This window comes from Pseudomonas sp. B6(2017) (genome assembly GCF_002112765.1).
GTDB lineage: Bacteria > Pseudomonadota > Gammaproteobacteria > Pseudomonadales > Pseudomonadaceae > Aquipseudomonas > Aquipseudomonas piscis.
The window spans coordinates 59,220-76,799 of the sequence record NZ_NEIQ01000027.1 but is presented as its reverse complement, the minus strand read 5'-3'; the positions used below and the strand labels follow the sequence as shown (position 1 = coordinate 76,799).

Sequence of the window (17,580 nt, the reverse complement as noted above, 5' to 3'; positions counted from 1 at the left end):
GAGCATGCGCTGGCGATCAAGCCCCGAGCGGGCAAATTCTTCTGCCGCTTCCGCGCTGCGCACTTCGGCCTCGGCCACCCGTACCTCATTCTGCACATCATTGGGATCGAGCGCGGCTAGCACCTGCCCCTTGGAAACGACCGTCCCGACGTCAACGCTACGGGTCGCAATCCGTCCCGCTATGCGAAAAGCCAGATCAGTCTCGATGTGCGCGCGGATCTCGCCGGTCTGGGCAACTTCTTCGCCTATCACCCCAGGCTTGGCGATCACCGCACGGACGGGACGCGGGGCCTCTTCCGTGCGTTTTTCTTCCTGGCAACCCGTAAGGAGCAGGCCCAGGCCGCACACCAAGCCACACACCCGTAATGCCGTAAGCACGCTCATTTATTTTTTCCCCGATCTAGTAAGACACGCAAGTCAAGGTGTTCACCCTCAAGTAAACCCAGCCACTCTTTGAAACAAACCAATGAAGGTCGGCTCGGGTCCCCGTCAGCTCACTGCAAGGCTAGTGGAAAAAACAGCACTGAAATTGGCCTTGCGGCTCCTGCAGGAGCGTTGCACCCGAGTACCGGGGCTACTCGCTGGACAGCGCTTCCCAGACCTGATGGGACGGCATATTCAGCTCCAAGCAGATCTGGGTCAGCAGCAACGCGACGAAACAGGCCAGGCCAATGCCCAGGCTCAGATCGGCGATGTCGATCAGCTTGACGATGGAAACCAGGATCCCGAACAGGTAGACCTCGAGCATCCCCCACTCGCGCAGGTGGTGATAAACGCGGTATAGCGACATGCCGCTGCGGCGAGCCAACTTGAACCGCAGGCTCAACAGCACCAGCAACTGGCACAGCAGCTTGAGCAGGGGAATTGCCATGCTGCTCAGCAGCACCACCACGGCGACCCCTTGCATACCGCTTTCGAACAGCCCGAGCACACCGCTCCAGACCGTTTCGCTGCGAGTTTGCCCGAGCAGGGTCAAATGCATGATCGGCAGGAAATTGGCGGGGATGTAAAGGAGCAGGGCAGTCAGGACCAGGGCCAAAGAGCGGCTCTGCCAGTGATGGCGATGAACAGCCAGCTCGTAGCCGCAGCGTGGGCAGCAACTCTTTTCACCGGGCTCGAGCGGTTCCCGACGCATCAGCAGGTCGCACTCGTGGCAGGCGACCAGCGCTTCCAGGGGCAGCTTTGGCAAGTTGCCAGTGTGGGTCAGGGGCATTGGACCGGTGGGTCTCCGGAAGGGTGAGTATCGAGTGTTGAATTATTCAAATGAGTCACTATTGACTCAATAGGTGCATAAAAGTACCATGCGCGGCGTTTTCAATCAAGCCGTGGGTGAGTCATGGGCAATGTACGTGCAATAGAAATGGCTGGGCCACCCGCCCTGGACAAGTGTTCGATGCACGTCGGGATCGGCCCGGCGGGCAGCTCTGAAGGAGGGTAGCGGTGCGCGCCATCGATGCCGGGATCCAGGTCTGCGGTGAATGCCATCAACTCAATCCAATCGACGACCGGCAGCCTGGGTACTGCAGTCGCTGCCAGGCACTGCTGCATGTGCGCCGGCCTGACAGCATCAAGCGCACCTGGGCCTTGCTGATCACCGCAATGCTTCTCTACATCCCGGCCAACCTGCTGCCGATCATGACGGTCAGCGTGTTCGGCAAAGGGGCTCCGGCCACCATCATGAGCGGGGTGGTCAGCCTGCTACAGCTGGGGATGATCCCTATTGCCCTGGTGGTGTTCGTGGCCAGCATCGTGGTGCCCACCTTCAAGCTGGTGGGGATCGCTCTACTGCTCTATTCCGTGCAGCGACACCAGCCGATGTCGGCCCGCCAGCGGATCATCATGTACCGCTTCATCGAGTGGGTAGGGCGCTGGTCGATGCTCGACATCTTCGTCATCGCCATCCTGGTGGCGCTGGTGAACTTCGGCAACCTGGCGCGCATCGAGGCCAACCACGGCGCCGCCGCCTTTGCCAGCGTGGTGGTACTGACCATGCTGGCCGCAGTGACTTTCGATCCCCGGCTGATATGGGACAACACCAATTTGGACAATGAAAATGAGTGACCTGGCTGTGCCGAAAAAACACCCGACCTCCAGATGGTCGGCGATCTGGATCCTGCCGCTGCTGGCCCTGGTCATAGGCGCCTGGCTGACCTGGCGCGCCTACGACGAGGCCGGTCCGATCATCCAGGTGCGCTTCGAGAGCGGCGACGGTATCCAGGCCAAGAAAACCGAGGTGCTGTACAAGGGCATCTCGGTGGGCAAGGTGGTGGAGCTGAATGTCAGTGACGACATCAAGGGCGTGATTGCCTCCATCGAGATGACCAAGGAAACCCAGAAGTACCTGAATGAAGATACCCATTTCTGGCTGGTCAAGCCGCGTGTGTCCCTGGCGGGTGTCACCGGCCTGGAGACCCTGGTATCCGGGGTTTACATCGCGGTGGACCCGGCCAAGGGGGACAAAGGCGACCAGGGGCTTCGCTCCTTCGCGGCCTTGAAGGAGCCGCCGCCGATGTCGGAGAAGGTTCCAGGCCTGCACATCACCCTCAAGGCCGAGCGCCTGGGCTCGCTGGAGCAGGGCAGCCCAGTGTTCTACAAGCAGATCCTGGTGGGCCAGGTGAAGGGCTTCCAGCTTGGCGAAGACCAGCGCACCATCGAGATCAAGCTGCATATCGAGCCGGCCTATGCCGACCTGGTGCGCAAGCACACGCGTTTCTGGAACGCCAGTGGAATCTCGATCTCCGGCGGCCTGTCCGGGTTCAAGGTGCGCAGCGAGTCGCTGCTGACCCTGGCTGCCGGCGGTATTTCCTTCGCCACCCCGGACAACCATCGCGACAGCCCGCCCACCGACACCAGCAAGCCCTTCCGCCTGTACGAGGACTATGACGCGGCCCAGGTCGGGCTGCGGGTGGCGCTGAAAATGAAGGACCTGAGCGACATTCAGCCGGGGCAGACGCAAGTCATGTACAACGGCGTGCAAGTCGGCCTGGTGAAGAACGTCGAGATGAACCAGGACTTCAGCGGCGCTACCGCGGAGCTGGCGATGGACCCACGGGTCGAGGCCCTGCTGCGGGAGGGCACCGAGTTCTGGACCGTGAAGCCAAATATCTCCCTGGCCGGGATCACCGGCCTGGACGCCCTGGTCAAGGGCAACTACATCGCCGTGCGTTTCGCCAAGAGCGGCGCGCCGCGGCGCGAGTTCAGCGTGCGCGCCAAGGCACCGCCCATGGACATGAATGTGCCTGGCCTGCACTTGGTATTGAGCAGTGACCGGCGCGGCTCGGTGGAGGTCGGCGCGCCGGTCCTGTATCGACAGATCCGCGTTGGCAGCGTGCAGAGCTACCAACTCTCGGCGAACAACCAGCAGGTGATGATCGGGGTGCATATCGAGCCCGAGTTCACCCGCCTGGTGAACGGCTCCACACGTTTCTGGAACGCCAGCGGCGTGACCCTGAGCGGCGACTTCACCGGGCTGAAGGTCAAGAGCGAGTCGTTGCAGACCCTGCTCAACGGCGGGATCTCCTTCGACACCCTGGACCCGAAAGCACCAGCCTCTGGCAGGGATCGGCAGTTCGCCCTCTACGACAGCGAAGAGGCCGCCATGGCTCGGGGAGTGGAGATCCAGCTAAGCGTCGAGGATGCCGAAGGCCTGCGCGAAGGCACGCCCATTCGGTTCAAGGGGCTGGTGATCGGCAAGGTCGAGAGCGTCGACTTGAAGGGCGACCTGTCCGGCGTGCAGCTCAAGGCGCGACTGCTGGCCAACGGCGAACAGTTCGCCCGCAGCGGCACGCGCTTCTGGGTGGTACGCCCGGCGCTCGGCCTGCTGCGCACGGAAAACCTCGGCACCCTGGTCAGCGGTCCCTATATCGAGGCGATGGCCAGCAGTCGCCCGGGCGAGCGCCAGACGCGCTTCCAGGCCCTGGCCGAAGCACCCAACCTGCTGGGGCTCGGCGCTGGCCTGCGGCTGACCCTGAGCGCCCCGGACAAGGGCTCGCTCAAGCTCGGCAGCCCGGTGAGCTACCGCAAGATGGTGGTGGGCAAGGTCATCGACATGAGCCTGGGGCAGCAGGCGGACCGAGTACTGATCAGCGTTCTTATCGAGCCGCGTTATGCACCCCTGGTGCGCACCGGCAGTCGCTTCTGGAACGCCAGCGGCGTGGGCATCGAGGCGGGTCTGTTCAAGGGGGTTTCGCTGCGCACCGAGTCCCTGGAAGCCATGGTGGCGGGCGGCATAGCCTTCGCCACGCCAGACAACGGGCAGATGGGCGATGCGGCCAAGCCGGGTCAGACCTTCGCCCTGTTCGGAGCCGTCGACGAGCACTGGCTCGAGTGGGCGCCGAAGATTTCCCTCACGGAAGCCGCGCAGTGATTGCGCGATTTATTTTAGTTAATGCAAGAGGAGTCAACTGATGTCCAGGCGTCTATTTTGTGTCGCTGTGCTCGCTGCCGGCTGCGCCTTTGCCGCGCAGGCCCAGGAAGTACAAACCCAGGAAGCGCAAGCCCAGGAACCCCTGCCTTCGGTGGAGCAGGTGATGAGCGATCACAAGGAGAAGATCAACAACCAGATCGAGACCATTAACTACAAGCGCAAGCGTGTGGTAGAGGCCAATATGGGGCTCGACAGCGGGCAGGCCGAAACCTTCTGGCCGATCTACGGCCGTTACCGTAATGAACTGGATAGCTTGAACAGGAACTCGTTCGAGCTGCTGCTTGAGTATGCGCGGGCGTACGGCTCCGGAGCGGTGAGCAATCAAGATGCGGCCAAGATGATCAAGGTTTACAAGGCTCTGCAGGTGAAGCGGCAAATGCTCTTGAGTCGCTATATCGATGAAGTCTCCGAAAAAATGTCGTCAGTCACCGCCATGCGCTTTTTGCAAATAGAAGAGCAACTGGATGCCGTGGAAATGCTGGAGACCGGGCAGCGCATTCCCCTGGTTGGTACTACCTCGAATCGTCTGTAAGCCCAGAGCGCCGCAAGCCAATGGCTCAGCCTGATTGCGGCCTAGCTCTTTCTCGGCGCACGCCTGCTTAACGTCGCACCTTGATGCTCGCCTGCGGTTTGCCATGATTGCAGGCGCAGCTGACCCGTGGCGATCGGCCAAAGACTACAGATAGCCAGTCACTTTTCCCGGCGCCGCCGGGCTCGAGCCCAGCACTTCAGTGTTCGGGGTATCGTGCGAGGCCTGCATGTCCTGTGCAAATCACACCAAAATAATAAAAATCTTGTGCACTTTGCACCTTGCCCCCCGGAATGCAGCAGACTTAATATGATCAAGCGATCAAATCATTTGATCAAGTCTCTAAAACACAACAATAGGAGGCGACATGTCTTCTCACGCAGTTCTTCCGGCTGAGCCGTTAGATGTACTAATCATGGGCGCTGGTGTGTCTGGAATTGGCGCAGCCGCATATTTGCGACGTCACCAGCCTGGCAAGGTCTTTGCGATTCTTGAGTCCCGTGAACGAGCGGGAGGAACGTGGGACTTGTTTCGCTATCCTGGTATTCGCTCTGATTCGGACCTGTATACCTTTGGGTTCGATTTCAAACCCTGGACCAAGGCCAAGTCCCTGGCGGACGCCAAAGACATCCTCGAGTACCTGGGTGAGACGGTCGACGAGTACGGGTTGCAGCCATACATCCAGTACAAGCAAAAAGTGCTTTCGGCAAACTGGCAGAGCGACAAGGGACTGTGGGCCGTTGAGGTCGAGGACGGCAACCTCGGAGAAATTCGCACGGTCCAGTGCCGCTGGTTATTCAGTGCCGGTGGCTACTACAGGTATGACCAGGGGTTCAGCCCACGCTTCGAGGGCTCGGAGCAATTCAAGGGGCAGATCATTCACCCGCAGCACTGGCCGGAAGACCTGGACTACGCCGGCAAGCATGTGGTGGTGATCGGCAGTGGCGCCACGGCAGTGACCTTGATCCCGGCCATGGCGGATAAGGTGGCCAGCATTACCATGCTGCAGCGCACGCCGTCTTACATCGTCAGTCAGCCCGCCAATGACTCCATTGCCGCCTTCCTGCGTAAAGTGCTGCCCGAGCAGACCGCTTATTCATTGACGCGCTACAAGAATGCCAAGATCACCTTGGCTTTCTGGGCGTTCTGTCAACGCTTCCCCAAACTTGCCCGCAAACTGATTATTTGGCTGACCCGCAAGGAGTTGCCGAAAAATTACCCTGTGGACGTTCATTTCAACCCGCCATACAACCCCTGGGACCAGCGACTGTGCTCGGTTCCTGAAGGCGATCTGTTCAAGGTCATCAGTTCGGGTAAAGCCTCTGTGGTGACCGACCATGTGCAGCAATTCACCGAGTCGGGGGTTTTGCTCAAGTCCGGAAAAGAGCTCAAGGCCGATATCATAGTCACGGCCACCGGGCTGAATGTTCAGCTCTTCGGCGGCATTGCCCTGCACAAGGATGGTGAGCCGGTGACCCTGAGCCAGACGCTGGCCTATAAAGGCATGATGTTGTCCGGCGTGCCGAATTTCGCTTTTGCGGTGGGTTATACGAACTCCTCCTGGACCTTGAAGGTATGCCTGCAGTGCGATCACTTCTGTCGCCTGCTGGGCTACATGGACGAGCAGGGCCATGCTGTGTGCGAGCCGCAGGCACCGGAAGGGATCGAGACTCGCCCCCTCCTGGACTTCGGTGCGGGATATGTGCAGCGCGCCCTGGACGGCATGCCGCGGCAAGGCCCCAGTGAGCCCTGGGTCATGTCGATGGATTACTTCCGCGATGTGAAACTGTTACGCCGTGGGACGGTGGCTGAGGACTGCCTCAAGTTCACGTCGGCACCCGCTGTTCGCCTGAAGAACAACGTTGAGCTGCAGCCAGTGAGTAGTGGCCGATGAGCAAAGACCAGTTCTGCATGGTGCCGGGCAAGGGAAGTCTCTGCTATCGCAGTTATGGATCTGAAACCGACCCCGCAGTGATCCTGGTGGTGGGCCTGGGATTGCAACTGACCTACTGGCCGCCATCGATCATTGCCGGTTTGGTCGCCAAGGGCTTGCGGGTCATCACCCTGGATAATCGTGATTCGGGCAGGTCATTTTTCACCGATGTAACACCGCCAACGGTTATCCAGCAGTTTTTCCGCAAACCGACCCCGGGCTACGACATAGGCGACATGGCGGATGACGTCATCGACCTGATGGACGCGCTGCAGCTAGAGGCGGCGCACCTTGTGGGGATGTCGATGGGCGGCATGATTGCCCAGACACTCGCTGCGCGTTACCCCCAGCGGGTCAGGACCTTGACCTCGATATTTTCCAATACCGGAGCGGCCCGGGTCGGGCAACCGGCGCTCAAGGCGATCTTGCAGGTCCTGCGTCGTCCGCCCAGGAACCAGAATGAAAGTGTCCGCGACTATGTCGATATCATGAGCGTTATTGGCTCCAGCCTCGAGTGGAACGAGGAAGGCTTGCGTTGTTATGCGGCAGAGGCCTGGGAGAGAGGAGGCTGCGAGTTAAACCACCTGGGTACATCCCGGCAAGTGGGGGCCATTATCAACTCGGGTGACCGCACCAAGGAACTTCAGCAAATCAGATGCAGCACGCTGGTGATTCATGGGGACAAAGACCTCATGGTTGCCACCAGCGGAGGATTTGCCACTGCAGCCGCTATTTCTGGGGCAAAGTTGGTTCTACTGCCGGGCATGGGGCACGACTTTCCGAGTTCGCTATCAGGCACACTGCTTTCGCTCTTGGCAGGGCACATGTTGTAGAGCGTATTGCCTCACAGAGGCTGTTATTGGGGAATTGAGAGAGGTATTGGCACTGGCCTCATACATCGAGGCGGCAAGCTGCAACGGCTTTCGATGCGTGATCTTTGCACTGCCGATATAAGGATTCCGACTGCATGGTAGGCCATCGGCCTGCTCTTTTACCGCCCTACGGGGCGGTTTTTTTTATTCGCGGCAAGGGGCCGAGGGAGAAGTACTTTTGGCAGTGAGAGAAGGGCGATATCAAACCCTGAAGGGAGCGTTACGTAGCAGGCGGGGCTGTCTTTTGACACCCTGTTGCTTTTGCCACTGCGACGGGGTTACTCCAAACCATCGATTGAATGCACGGTTGAATCCACTGGGGGTCGAATAACCAAGCAACCCGGACATTTGCGCCATGCTGATTGACGAATCCAGCAGGTATTGGCCGGCCAACTCCTGGCGTGTCTCATCGAGTAGCCGCTGGAAAGACGTGCCTTTGTGTTCAAGCCAATGCTGCAAGGTGCGTGGATGAATGGCCAGGCAGTTGGAAATCTTCTCGGTAGTGGCTCGCCCGCAGGGTAGTAGGTAGCGCAGCAATTGTTGGATGTAGCTGGATAACTCTTCTTCCGATAATCGCTCGACTTTGTTTATGTGCTTGGCAATCAAGCCATGCAGTGCCTCATTTTTGGCGCCCAATGCCAGGGCAAGATCAGATGAATCGAACTCTAGCGCGGTACTGGGCTCGTTGAACCTGGGCTGCTGACCCAGGGCTTGCAGATAGCTTGATTCATCAAGCAGTGGTGCATGCCGAAAGCGGATCGCTTTGGCTTGCCAATGGCTGCCTGCGAGAGTCCGCATTAGCTGCACTCCAACTCCGCACGCTGACTCCTCGACCTGTTGCAACCCAGGGGTATTCAACTCTTTTAGCCTGTAGCTGAGGATGGCGCGTTCACCTTCGATATCCAGCTCAATGACCGCATCGTTGAAATACAGCGAGTAACTTGCTTGCAACTCGGTCAGGGCATCTCCCAGCGTTTTGCTGTTGCGGATCAGATAGAACAGATCTCCGAAAACATCGACACCTTGATAAAGCCCGAGCTGCAGGCCAAATAGGGCATTGCCGGACTGCGCCGCGCAAAGCTCCAGCAACCTGCAGAATCTACGATAGGGGAGGAGCGCTTCCGGCTTTTGCAAACAATCCAGCGGCAATGAGGCACGACGCAACATTTCCGCCGAGTTCAGGCCCTGGCGTTTGGCAAACGCATGAAAGCCGTGAAGGGCGACGGCACGCACCAGAGGAGTGAACAAAACGCTGGAGCACCTTGGCAGTTTGATTGTCGGACTATTGGGTTGGATCAGAAGGCGGCGCAGATACTGTTGAGTTTTGTTGATCGATGCGTTTTTTCCATTTTTGCGGGCTCATGCCGTTCCAGCGGGTAAACGCGCGGGAGAATGCGCTGAGATCGGCATAGCCTAACAACTCTGAAAGTTGCGTCATGTTCATGGAGGAATCGCGCATGTAGCGAGCGGCCATGGATTGCCGTGTTTCGTCAAGAAGCCTTTGAAAGCTGGTACTTTCGGAGTGCAAGTAACGCTGCAGGCTTCGAGGGCTGATCTTAACCTTCTCCGCAATCTGATCGATAGTGACGTGGCCATTGGGAAGCTGTCTATGCAGCAGCTTCTTTATATAGGAAGGAAACTCTTGCAACCTAAGCTGAGCGAGCTCGCTGATATGGTCTTTTGCCAGTTCGTTGAATTTCTCATCTATTGTATTCGGGACCGCGTTCAGCAGTGATTCGGCAAAGACCCAGGCATTGGCCGGACTGTTGAAGTGAGGCGTTACACCCAGAAGCTGTCTGTAGACGCTGAGCTCTCCCAGTGCGGGGTGTCGCATCTGCAAGCCGAGAGGTTTCCAAGGGTATCCAAGTAAAGACTGGATGAGCCTGGCGCAGACAGCCATGGTCCACTCCACTGCCTGCCTGGTAGAAATCGCGTCTCCATCAATCAACTCGTAGATGAGTTGTGCACCAGTAGCCTTGCGCTGGAGATAGAGGTCCGCCCCGGTACTGTGAAAATGGAAGTACCGAGTCAGCTCTTCCAGTATCTGACCCAAGGTGCTGGTGCTTTTGATGACGTAGAGCATGCTGCCCAGGGCTTTCGGGCCTTGGTGAAGGCCAAGTTGCAGTCCGAACATCGGATTGTGCGATCGCCTTGCGCATAATTCCAGCAGGTCAACAAACTGCCTGCCGGAGATCACTCCGTCCGCGGCATCTTTGGGAAGTCCTACTTCAGCCAGAACGGTATGCGGTTCGAGGCCCTGGCTAATTGTAAACTCATCAAACCCTGCCAGGGCCGTGCCACGAATGAGGGAAGCCATTTCGATGTTTAGCCTGATTAGCACTGCTTTAGAGGCATTGTATTCCGATGGATAGCCCCTTTGCCTGGATACCTTTCTCCATGTAGTCGTAGCGTTGATTGGGCAGGACTAGCGTTGATCACTGGCCTGTTTCGATGCGCGAATTGGCTATTTTGTGGCGCGATTTATCAAGCTTTATCGGGCCTCGCAGACCAGACTCAAGTTCACCAATAATAAAAACGCGATTTCTGGAGGTGTGCTATGCGTCGTCTTGGATTTGCTTGTCTGGCCGTTGTCCTGACCCTGAGCACTCTCTATGTATTGAAACCGGTATTTACCAGATTACCGCCCGACCCTCATATCAAGTATCCGACCGTTAGCATGACCGACGTCTTCCGGCATTTCTGACACGAATCGCCTTGCCGCTCAGGCACACAGATGATTCTGAGGAGTGCCAGGCAATAAGGGGCGAATGGAGGTCATTCAGGGCCGGGTCGGCTAGGGCGTGCTCGACAAAATCCGCTAGCCGCCTTGTGAAAATATCCAGATATGCGGATTGCCGCGCCATGCGGGAGCACGGCGCATCCGAATAGCGTCTCAGTAGCTAGCCACTAGCAGCTTCACTACCTTGCAGGCTGTTTCAGTTTCAACCTCCAGGCGTTCATGGTCGCCGTGAGCAGACCATGCAAGCAGCAGGCCATCGACGAGATTGAGGAACAGGCGACTGATGGTGGTTAACGCGGCCTGATCCAACGCATCGCCGGTCATCTTCCGAATGGCCTGCTGGGTTGCTTCAATGGAAACGGCATAAATCTTCGTCGCCATTTCCGGGTTGTTGCGCATGTTCCAGAAGAAGAGTTCGAACTGCGTAGTGGCCAGCTCGGGGTGCGCGGAAAACCACTTGACCAGTTGGCGCAACATTTCCCCAACCGACTCCGCTGTCGTGGAGCCTTTCGGGACTTGCTTCAGCAATTGCTGAGGCATGTCGATCAGGGACTCGTAGGCCGCATAGAACAACTCGTCCTTGGTGTGGAAAACATAGTGCAGCGAGGCCAGCGGAGAATTCGCTGCTGCCGCGATACGCCGCGTGGTGGCGTCGGCTATGCCGTACTCCGCGATCACCTTGATGGTGGCTTCAATAAAATCCTGTCTGCGCTCTTCCGCGCCTATTCGAGCCATTGAGCGTTCTCCCTTTTCGGTGTTGCCGCCAACCTTTGGTCCAGCGTTGACGGTGACGAATCCTATCGCAAGGTCACTCTCCAATCCATGAGGTCAGTCGATGCGATCCCATTCCTTTTGGAATGGCCACATCAGGTGTGTAGTTGAGGCAAGGGACAAGGTACCGAATCGACCTCGCCAAGGTCATCCCGCAGGCCCGCAAGCGGCAAGTAGAGCGCTGGAATTTGACAGGCGGTTGATGGCCGTGGGAAAGGTACAAAAAAGCCAGATCAACTGACTTGATCATATGTACATATTCGGTAATTATGAGCTGTCGACGCCGGCAATGCTGGGCTGCAGTTGCGCAAGCACCAGAGTGCGCGCTGTGTCGATCAAGCCGGATTGCCCGGGCTCACTGGATATAACAATGACAAAGCCAGAGAGGTAGAAAGCAGATGGATACACGAAAACTCTCGACGATGAGCAGCGCTGCATCGGTCGATCACGGCGGTGGCGCCAATACCTCCTCTCCTTGTAGCGACCTGGCGATGGCCTACGGCCGAGCCTTGCTGCGCCTCGAAGAAAATCACTTCCATTGCGTTCCCGTTAGCCGCCATGAAGCAACCCGTGGTGGTAACAACGATCCATATTCTGGAGTCATGTGAATGAATGCCTTGAATGACTCGGCCCGCAGTGGCGCCGAACCGTTGAAATTTCGCAGTCTGGGTGGATGGGTGGAGTTGCCGAGCGATTTGCAGCCAGCACTCGAAGGGCAGGTGCAAGCCGATGTAATAGTGGTCGGTGCCGGCTTTGCTGGCTTATCGACAGCGTTGGAACTGAGGGCGCTCGGAGCTGATGTCATCGTGCTGGAGCAGGAGTTCGCCGGTTTCGGCGCCAGTGGTCGCAATGCGGGCTACCTGTTAGGCAGCATGGGGGTCGAGTACGAATTCTTTGCCAATCGGGTTGGGGTGAAGCAAGCAACGCAGTTCATCAGATTCTATGACGAGGCCGTGCCTTACGTGGAAGGCCGATTAAAGACCCTGGGGATCGACTGTGACTACAACCCTTCGGGCGTGCTCCGGGCCGGTGTTCATTCGAGTCAGGAAAAGCGTTTGAGGCAAAACATGGCACTGGGTCAGAAGCTGGGGGCCATGACCCGCTTCGTGGACGGCGACGAGATGCGTGCGCGGGGAATTCCGTCTGCCTTTCTGTTCGCTGCCGAACAGTGCGGCGGCACCTTGAATCCTGGCAAATACGTCAGTGGTTTGCGGCGCGCGGCCATCGAGGCCGGCGTCAGGCTTTACGAGCGCACGCCATTGCTCTCCTTCAGTGAAGGGGCGGTCATCACCTGCAAAACTGCGCATGGCAGTGCAACTGCTCCAGTCATGGTATTGGCGACCAATGCCTATACCCCCCAGTTGGGGGTGTTGCGCAACAAGATCGGGGCAATTCGCGTATCGGCACTCGAAACGCAACCGCTATCGACAGAGCAACTGGCTACCTTGGGGTGGCAAGGGCGGGAAGGGATCATCACGCCGCACTACACCATGGAGAGCCACCGCCTGACGGCGCACGGCACCATGGTGTTGACCGTCAAGAAGCTGGGTTATGCCTACGGTTCGAAAACCCCCAATATCCCTGACCAGGGTGCCTACAAGGCATTGGCCCAGGTACTGCGCGAGCGCTATCCGGCATTGCAGGGCCTTGGCATCCAGCACTGTTGGAGTGGCTACGTCAGTGGTGCCTATGACTTCCTGCCAGTAATAGGTGCAATGGGCGCGAAACAGAATATTTTCTACACGGTCGGCTGCACGGGTCACGGCTTGGGCACTCAATCGTTCGCTGGCTCACTTTTGGCCGCGCAAATCAACGGCGACAAGCCGGAACTGCTGGCGGCGCTGCAACACAAGACGCCCTCCATACTGCCTGAGCCACTGCAATGGTGCGTTATGCAGTCTGGGTTTGCGGCGGCCAAGTTGATGGATACCTGGACTGATAAAAAAGTGCGTAAAGACAAGGCTAGGAAAGGTTGATTGCAATTGATGCAACTGTCTTGTGTCAGTGGGCGTAGAACGTAGAACAACGGCGCGATTCAACTGAGAGAGGTTATTATTGTGCAGCCGATAGAAGTACTTGCCTTGGTTTCATGTGTGTTGCTGATGATATGTGGCCTGTCCTATGGAGTGGCATTCGTTAGGCGTAAAAATTATTTGATTGGAGTGGAGTTTTTGATTGTCGGGATATCTGCGACAAACTTCACAATATTTGTCGCGACGGGCTGGCAGGGTAATTACAATGTCGCCATGTTTCTCGATGCTTTTTCCCGAGGGGTGGGGATTCCCATTATTGCAACACTTGGTTTAATGGCAGTGACGCATAATTACAAGCCATCTCCGGCGAGTGATGTCACGTTGTTCTTGGCCGGGTTCGCGGCTACTGCTATTTACTTTCTATCGAGTGGGCTCAAAGAATACCTCCCCTATTTTTATGTGCTGATGTGGTCAGCTTACACCCTTTACCTGGCATATTTTGTATGGCGACTGGCTCGCGCCAGAGAACCTGTGCATGCGCTGGCGACCCTATTGGGTGGGGTGGCGGGACTCACAATAGCATTGCGATATGACTTCTTTCCGATTCCGGGTGACGACACCAAATTGGTATTTATGACCTTCGCCTTCTTGACCTGGTCTTACTCGATTGTCCAGTCGTTCTATGCCTACGGTGCACTTCAGCGCTCCAGGAAAAGTCCCAGTCAAATCGCGACTCAGTTCCGTTAAGTCGAGTAGGCAGTAGGCACGGCTCTGCTGTGTGCGGCTGTTTATCTGAAGTTACTCCATGGTGGGCCAAAAGCCTGCTTCTTTATCGCCTCTCGGGGCGATTTTTTTTGGTAATTCATCCGCTTTATGAGGGTTTAAAAAATAACTAGATAGCACTGGACACAATCAATGCCAGTGTAGTTCGAAGAGTACTCAAGGCTATGCGTGCACTATGGGCAAGCATCAATTGGTAACACGTGTTCCTTTATTTCCCATGGAACTACCGATATTCGCTGCGCATGAGTTCGGTGCAATGGATAACTAGCTGATTTATCTAAGTTAATCCAGCTGCATCGATTTATGGCATACGGTTTGCTTTTGGTCATTTGACACGATCAATTGACCATGTCGGTTGATCGGGGGTGACAACGCTGATTTTTGTCCGGAAGGCCGGGCAGCCAATTCAAGCCCTTTTTTGAGGAGCCTCCAATGAGAGAAGTCACTACACGGCTGAGGGGGGAGATTTCCACTCGCCATATTTTCAGGCAAGTGCTGGTTACCCTTGCAGCACTGACTGCGGTCTGCTCGGTACAGGCTGCGACCCAGGGAGCCGAGGCTCTGGGCTCCAAGCTGACGCCGCTGGGGGGGGAGGTCGCTGCCAACTCAAGCGGGGAAATTCCTGCCTGGACAGCACCGGGGCCGCAGGGGGCGGGCTGGAGTTACGGGCAGGTGCGGGGTGAGCAATGGAAGTTCAAGGGCGACAAACCGCTGTACAGCATCGACTCGAACAATGTCGCGCAGTATGCGAGCAAGCTGTCCCCCGGCCAGCTTGAACTGTTCAAGAAGATTCCAGGCTATCGCATGGATATCTACCAGACCCGCCGTACCTGCGGTGCTCCGGATTTCGTGGTCGAGAACACCCGGCAAAACCTGGGTTACGCCAAGCTCGACGCCACAGGGATTGCCCTCGAGGAAGCCCATGTGCCGGGCATCCCGTTTCCCTTGCCCAGTACCGGTGCTGAGGTCATGTGGAACATGAAGATGCGCTACCGGGGGCTGGGTGTCGAAATTCCCAAAAGCATCTCAGGCATATCGCCGCGCAAGGGCGGCGACTGGTTGCGTCAGATGACGGACACCTTCTTCTTCACGCCCTGGGGAAAGAAAGGGAGTGCATTGTTTTCGTCCGTTGGTCGTCTGGAATACGCCACGTTTAACATTTACCAGGAGCCAGCGGCACTGGCCGGTCAGGCGGGGGTGCAGTCGACCGTAGCCGGCGAGCAGGCCACCACCTTCTACTACTTCCCCGGTCAGCGTCGTGTGCGGCGCATGCCGTCCTACTCCTACGACGCACCGCAGATCGGGTTGGACAATCAGTACACCGTCGATGAAGTGAACGTGTTTTTCGGAGCCATGGATCGCTTCGATTGGAAGCTGATCGGCAAGCAGGAACTGCTGGTGCCCTATAACGCCTTTGGTGCCTACGACACCGCCGCCAAGGCTGACGTGTTCGCGGGTAACCATTCAATCGCGCCGCAATCGCGCCGCTACGAACTGCATCGTGTCTGGGTGGTCGAGGCCAATGTTCGTCAAGGCATGCGCCACCAGGCGCCCAAACGCCTGTTCTACATCGACGAAGACAGCTGGAACCCATTGCTGGCCGTTGACTATGACAAACAGGGACAGATCTGGAAGGTGCGTGAAGGGTTCTCGATCCCTGTCTACGAGACGGGCGCGTGCGATGTCCAGGCGCAAGTCCAGTACAACCTGATCGACGACCGTTATCTCTTCGACATGACCTCGATCGGGGCCGGCAAGAGCGATATCCGCTGGCTCACCGAGGACAGTGGCAACCCCCGCCTGAAACGTGACTTCTTTACCTCCGATAACTTGCGAGCCATCAGCGAGCGCTAAAAACCGACGTCAGATCGAGAGCCAGCATGAAAAAAATAATTATCAAAGCTTCAGGCCTTGTCATCGCGTGCACAGCCCCATTGGCGATGGGGTTCACATTTGAAACCGAAACTGTCCATGGCTCCTTCGACTCCACCATTACCGCAGGCATGGGACTGCGCACGGAGTCGCGGGGTTGCAACCTGATCAACCAGGGCGTCAGCGGGCACAATGCGCCCTCGGGCTGCCTGGCACAGACCTCGGGTGTCGCCGACCAGGGCGACTTGAACTACGACCGTGGCGATCTATTCACCAACTACCTCAAAGGTACCCATGAACTGCTGCTGAAGATGCCCGAGGACGTCACCTTCATGGCCCGGGGCAGCTGGATTCGAGACTTTGCCGCAACCGATACCACCGGTACCCGTTCATTCAACACCCCCGAGGGTGTAGGCAGCGACGGCCTGAGCAGCGCTGCTCGTGACGACCTCAAGTTCAAGACCCGATTGCTCGATCTATGGGTGAGCAAAGGCTTCGACATCGGTGATCAGCGCGTCCGGGCGCGCTTGGGTAACCAGGTGATCAACTGGGGCGAAAGCCTGTTCGTGACTGGAGGGATCAACAACACCAACGCCTATGATTATCAAGCCTTGGCGCGTCCCGGTGTCCAGCTCAAAGAAGCCGTGCTGCCGGCGCCAATGCTCAGCGTCGCCTCGGGCCTGGGTTATGGCCTGAATATCGAGGCTTATTATCAGTTCGGTTGGAACAAGAGTGAATTGCCACCGGTGGGCAGTTATTGGTCCACCAACAATGGCCTGGGCAAGGGCATGGGGACCTACGGCTTCAACGACAAGAAGGCCCGCGATAGCGGCCAATGGGGTATTTCGCTGCGCTGGCAGCCGGAGGACAGCGACGTCAACTATGGGCTCTACGTGATGCGTTACCACGACAAGTTGCCGTCATTGAGCGTGGCGCTGCTTGATCCGAACACCTTTGCGGTGTCGCCGACCTGGAGGTATCAGGAAGATCGCATGCTCTATGGCATCAGCGCCAACATGCCGATCGGTGACTGGGCCGTAGGAACGGAGCTATCGTACCGCCCCAAGGATTCCGTGCCGCTCAACCCCGTTATCGACCTGTGCGCGAACAACGGCGGCAAATGCTGGAAGGACGAAAAGAAATTCCAGTGGCACCTCACAGGCCTGTATAGCTTCACGCCTTCCAACTCCCCGACGCTGCTGGATTTCACCAGGGCCAGCACCGGCACCTTGCTCACCGAGCTGGTGGTGATCAAGTACCCGGGGCTGCACAAGGAGGTGAACGGCGAGCCGATTTCCGCTGGCCTGAATACCTGGCAGCTGGACCCCGCGACATCCCCCAAGGCCTATGGCGACAAGACCTCGTCAGGGATCAACATGGACCTCAGCTTGACCTACGACGGTACTTTGGTGCCGGGCTGGCAAGTCACGCCAGGGATCTTCTACTCGCGGTCGCTGGGAGGGCGCACCCCTAATATCAACGCAACCTTCACCGAAGGCGCCAGCAACATGAATCTCTACCTGAACTTCGTACGAAATCCGGCCAGTTGGCAGATTTCCCTCAACTACGCGAAGTTCATGGGCGGCGATACCCCTTACGACCAGCTGTACCGTGACCGAGACTATGTCGGCCTCGCGATCTCCCGCACCCTGTGAGGCCTAGCGTGAACGGTTCTTTGAGA

General features: G+C 57.6%; 15 protein-coding genes. 10 read left to right on the top strand and 5 right to left on the bottom strand.

Annotated features, from left to right (window positions below):
- Nucleotides 1-384, bottom strand: a 384-nt coding sequence (locus CAG11_RS31215) for a biotin/lipoyl-binding protein (protein WP_143494842.1), incomplete at its 3' end; no start/stop codon positions are given.
- 190 nt (nt 385-574) lie between these two features.
- Entirely contained in the window at nt 575-1,213 is a 639-nt protein-coding gene (locus tag CAG11_RS31210; protein WP_085600265.1) for a paraquat-inducible protein A, read from the bottom strand.
- Between the two features lie 227 nt (nt 1,214-1,440).
- On the opposite strand from CAG11_RS31210, the gene CAG11_RS31205 reads away from it, so the two are divergent.
- The 5 genes from CAG11_RS31205 to CAG11_RS31185 all read left to right on the top strand — a co-directional run bounded on the left by CAG11_RS31205 (nt 1,441) and on the right by CAG11_RS31185 (nt 7,721).
- The gene (locus CAG11_RS31205; protein WP_085600262.1) at nt 1,441-2,061 is read left to right on the top strand and encodes a paraquat-inducible protein A; all 621 of its coding nucleotides are present in this window, start codon (nt 1,441-1,443) and stop codon (nt 2,059-2,061) included.
- Nucleotides 2,054-4,366 carry a PqiB family protein gene (locus CAG11_RS31200; RefSeq protein WP_085600260.1) on the top strand — a complete coding sequence of 771 codons (2,313 nt, stop codon included), beginning with the start codon at nt 2,054-2,056 and terminating at the stop codon, nt 4,364-4,366. Before CAG11_RS31205 ends, CAG11_RS31200 begins: the two co-directional genes overlap by 8 nt.
- Before the next feature lie 40 nt (nt 4,367-4,406).
- Complete coding sequence (locus CAG11_RS31195; RefSeq protein ID WP_085600258.1) at nt 4,407-4,958, top strand: transcriptional regulator; 552 nt, start codon at nt 4,407-4,409, stop codon at nt 4,956-4,958.
- Nucleotides 4,959-5,322: 364 nt separating this feature from the next.
- The gene (locus CAG11_RS31190; RefSeq protein WP_085600256.1) at nt 5,323-6,849 is read left to right on the top strand and encodes an NAD(P)/FAD-dependent oxidoreductase; all 1,527 of its coding nucleotides are present in this window, start codon (nt 5,323-5,325) and stop codon (nt 6,847-6,849) included.
- Nucleotides 6,846-7,721: an alpha/beta fold hydrolase gene (locus tag CAG11_RS31185; protein ID WP_085600254.1), complete on the top strand. Its 876-nt coding sequence runs from the start codon at nt 6,846-6,848 to the stop codon at nt 7,719-7,721. Before CAG11_RS31190 ends, CAG11_RS31185 begins: the two co-directional genes overlap by 4 nt.
- A gap of 240 nt (nt 7,722-7,961) precedes the next feature.
- Here CAG11_RS31185 and CAG11_RS31180 read toward each other — a convergent pair whose 3' ends face one another.
- The 3 genes from CAG11_RS31180 to CAG11_RS31170 form a co-directional block, all read right to left on the bottom strand.
- Nucleotides 7,962-9,008 (bottom strand): AraC family transcriptional regulator, encoded by a 1,047-nt coding sequence (locus tag CAG11_RS31180; RefSeq protein ID WP_256578809.1) that lies wholly within the window; start codon nt 9,006-9,008, stop codon nt 7,962-7,964.
- A gap of 34 nt (nt 9,009-9,042) precedes the next feature.
- Complete coding sequence (locus CAG11_RS31175; RefSeq protein ID WP_085600252.1) at nt 9,043-10,077, bottom strand: AraC family transcriptional regulator; 1,035 nt, start codon at nt 10,075-10,077, stop codon at nt 9,043-9,045.
- 576 nt (nt 10,078-10,653) lie between these two features.
- Entirely contained in the window at nt 10,654-11,235 is a 582-nt protein-coding gene (locus CAG11_RS31170) for a TetR/AcrR family transcriptional regulator (protein ID WP_085600276.1), read from the bottom strand.
- Between the two features lie 434 nt (nt 11,236-11,669).
- Between CAG11_RS31170 and CAG11_RS33495 the strand changes: the two genes are divergently transcribed.
- From CAG11_RS33495 to CAG11_RS31150, 5 genes are all read left to right on the top strand, one after another.
- The gene (locus CAG11_RS33495; RefSeq protein ID WP_143494840.1) at nt 11,670-11,879 is read left to right on the top strand and encodes a hypothetical protein; all 210 of its coding nucleotides are present in this window, start codon (nt 11,670-11,672) and stop codon (nt 11,877-11,879) included.
- Entirely contained in the window at nt 11,880-13,247 is a 1,368-nt protein-coding gene (locus CAG11_RS31165) for an FAD-binding oxidoreductase (RefSeq protein ID WP_085600250.1), read from the top strand.
- Nucleotides 13,248-13,328: 81 nt separating this feature from the next.
- Nucleotides 13,329-13,991 carry a hypothetical protein gene (locus tag CAG11_RS31160; RefSeq protein WP_256578808.1) on the top strand — a complete coding sequence of 221 codons (663 nt, stop codon included), beginning with the start codon at nt 13,329-13,331 and terminating at the stop codon, nt 13,989-13,991.
- Nucleotides 13,992-14,459: 468 nt separating this feature from the next.
- On the top strand, nt 14,460-15,881 hold the full coding sequence (locus tag CAG11_RS31155; RefSeq protein ID WP_085600246.1) for a DUF1329 domain-containing protein: 1,422 nt from the start codon (nt 14,460-14,462) through the stop codon (nt 15,879-15,881).
- 26 nt (nt 15,882-15,907) lie between these two features.
- A complete protein-coding gene (locus CAG11_RS31150; protein ID WP_310650577.1) occupies nt 15,908-17,554 on the top strand; it encodes a DUF1302 domain-containing protein in 1,647 nt (548 codons plus the stop codon).
- The last annotated feature ends 26 nt before the right edge of the window (nt 17,555-17,580 follow it).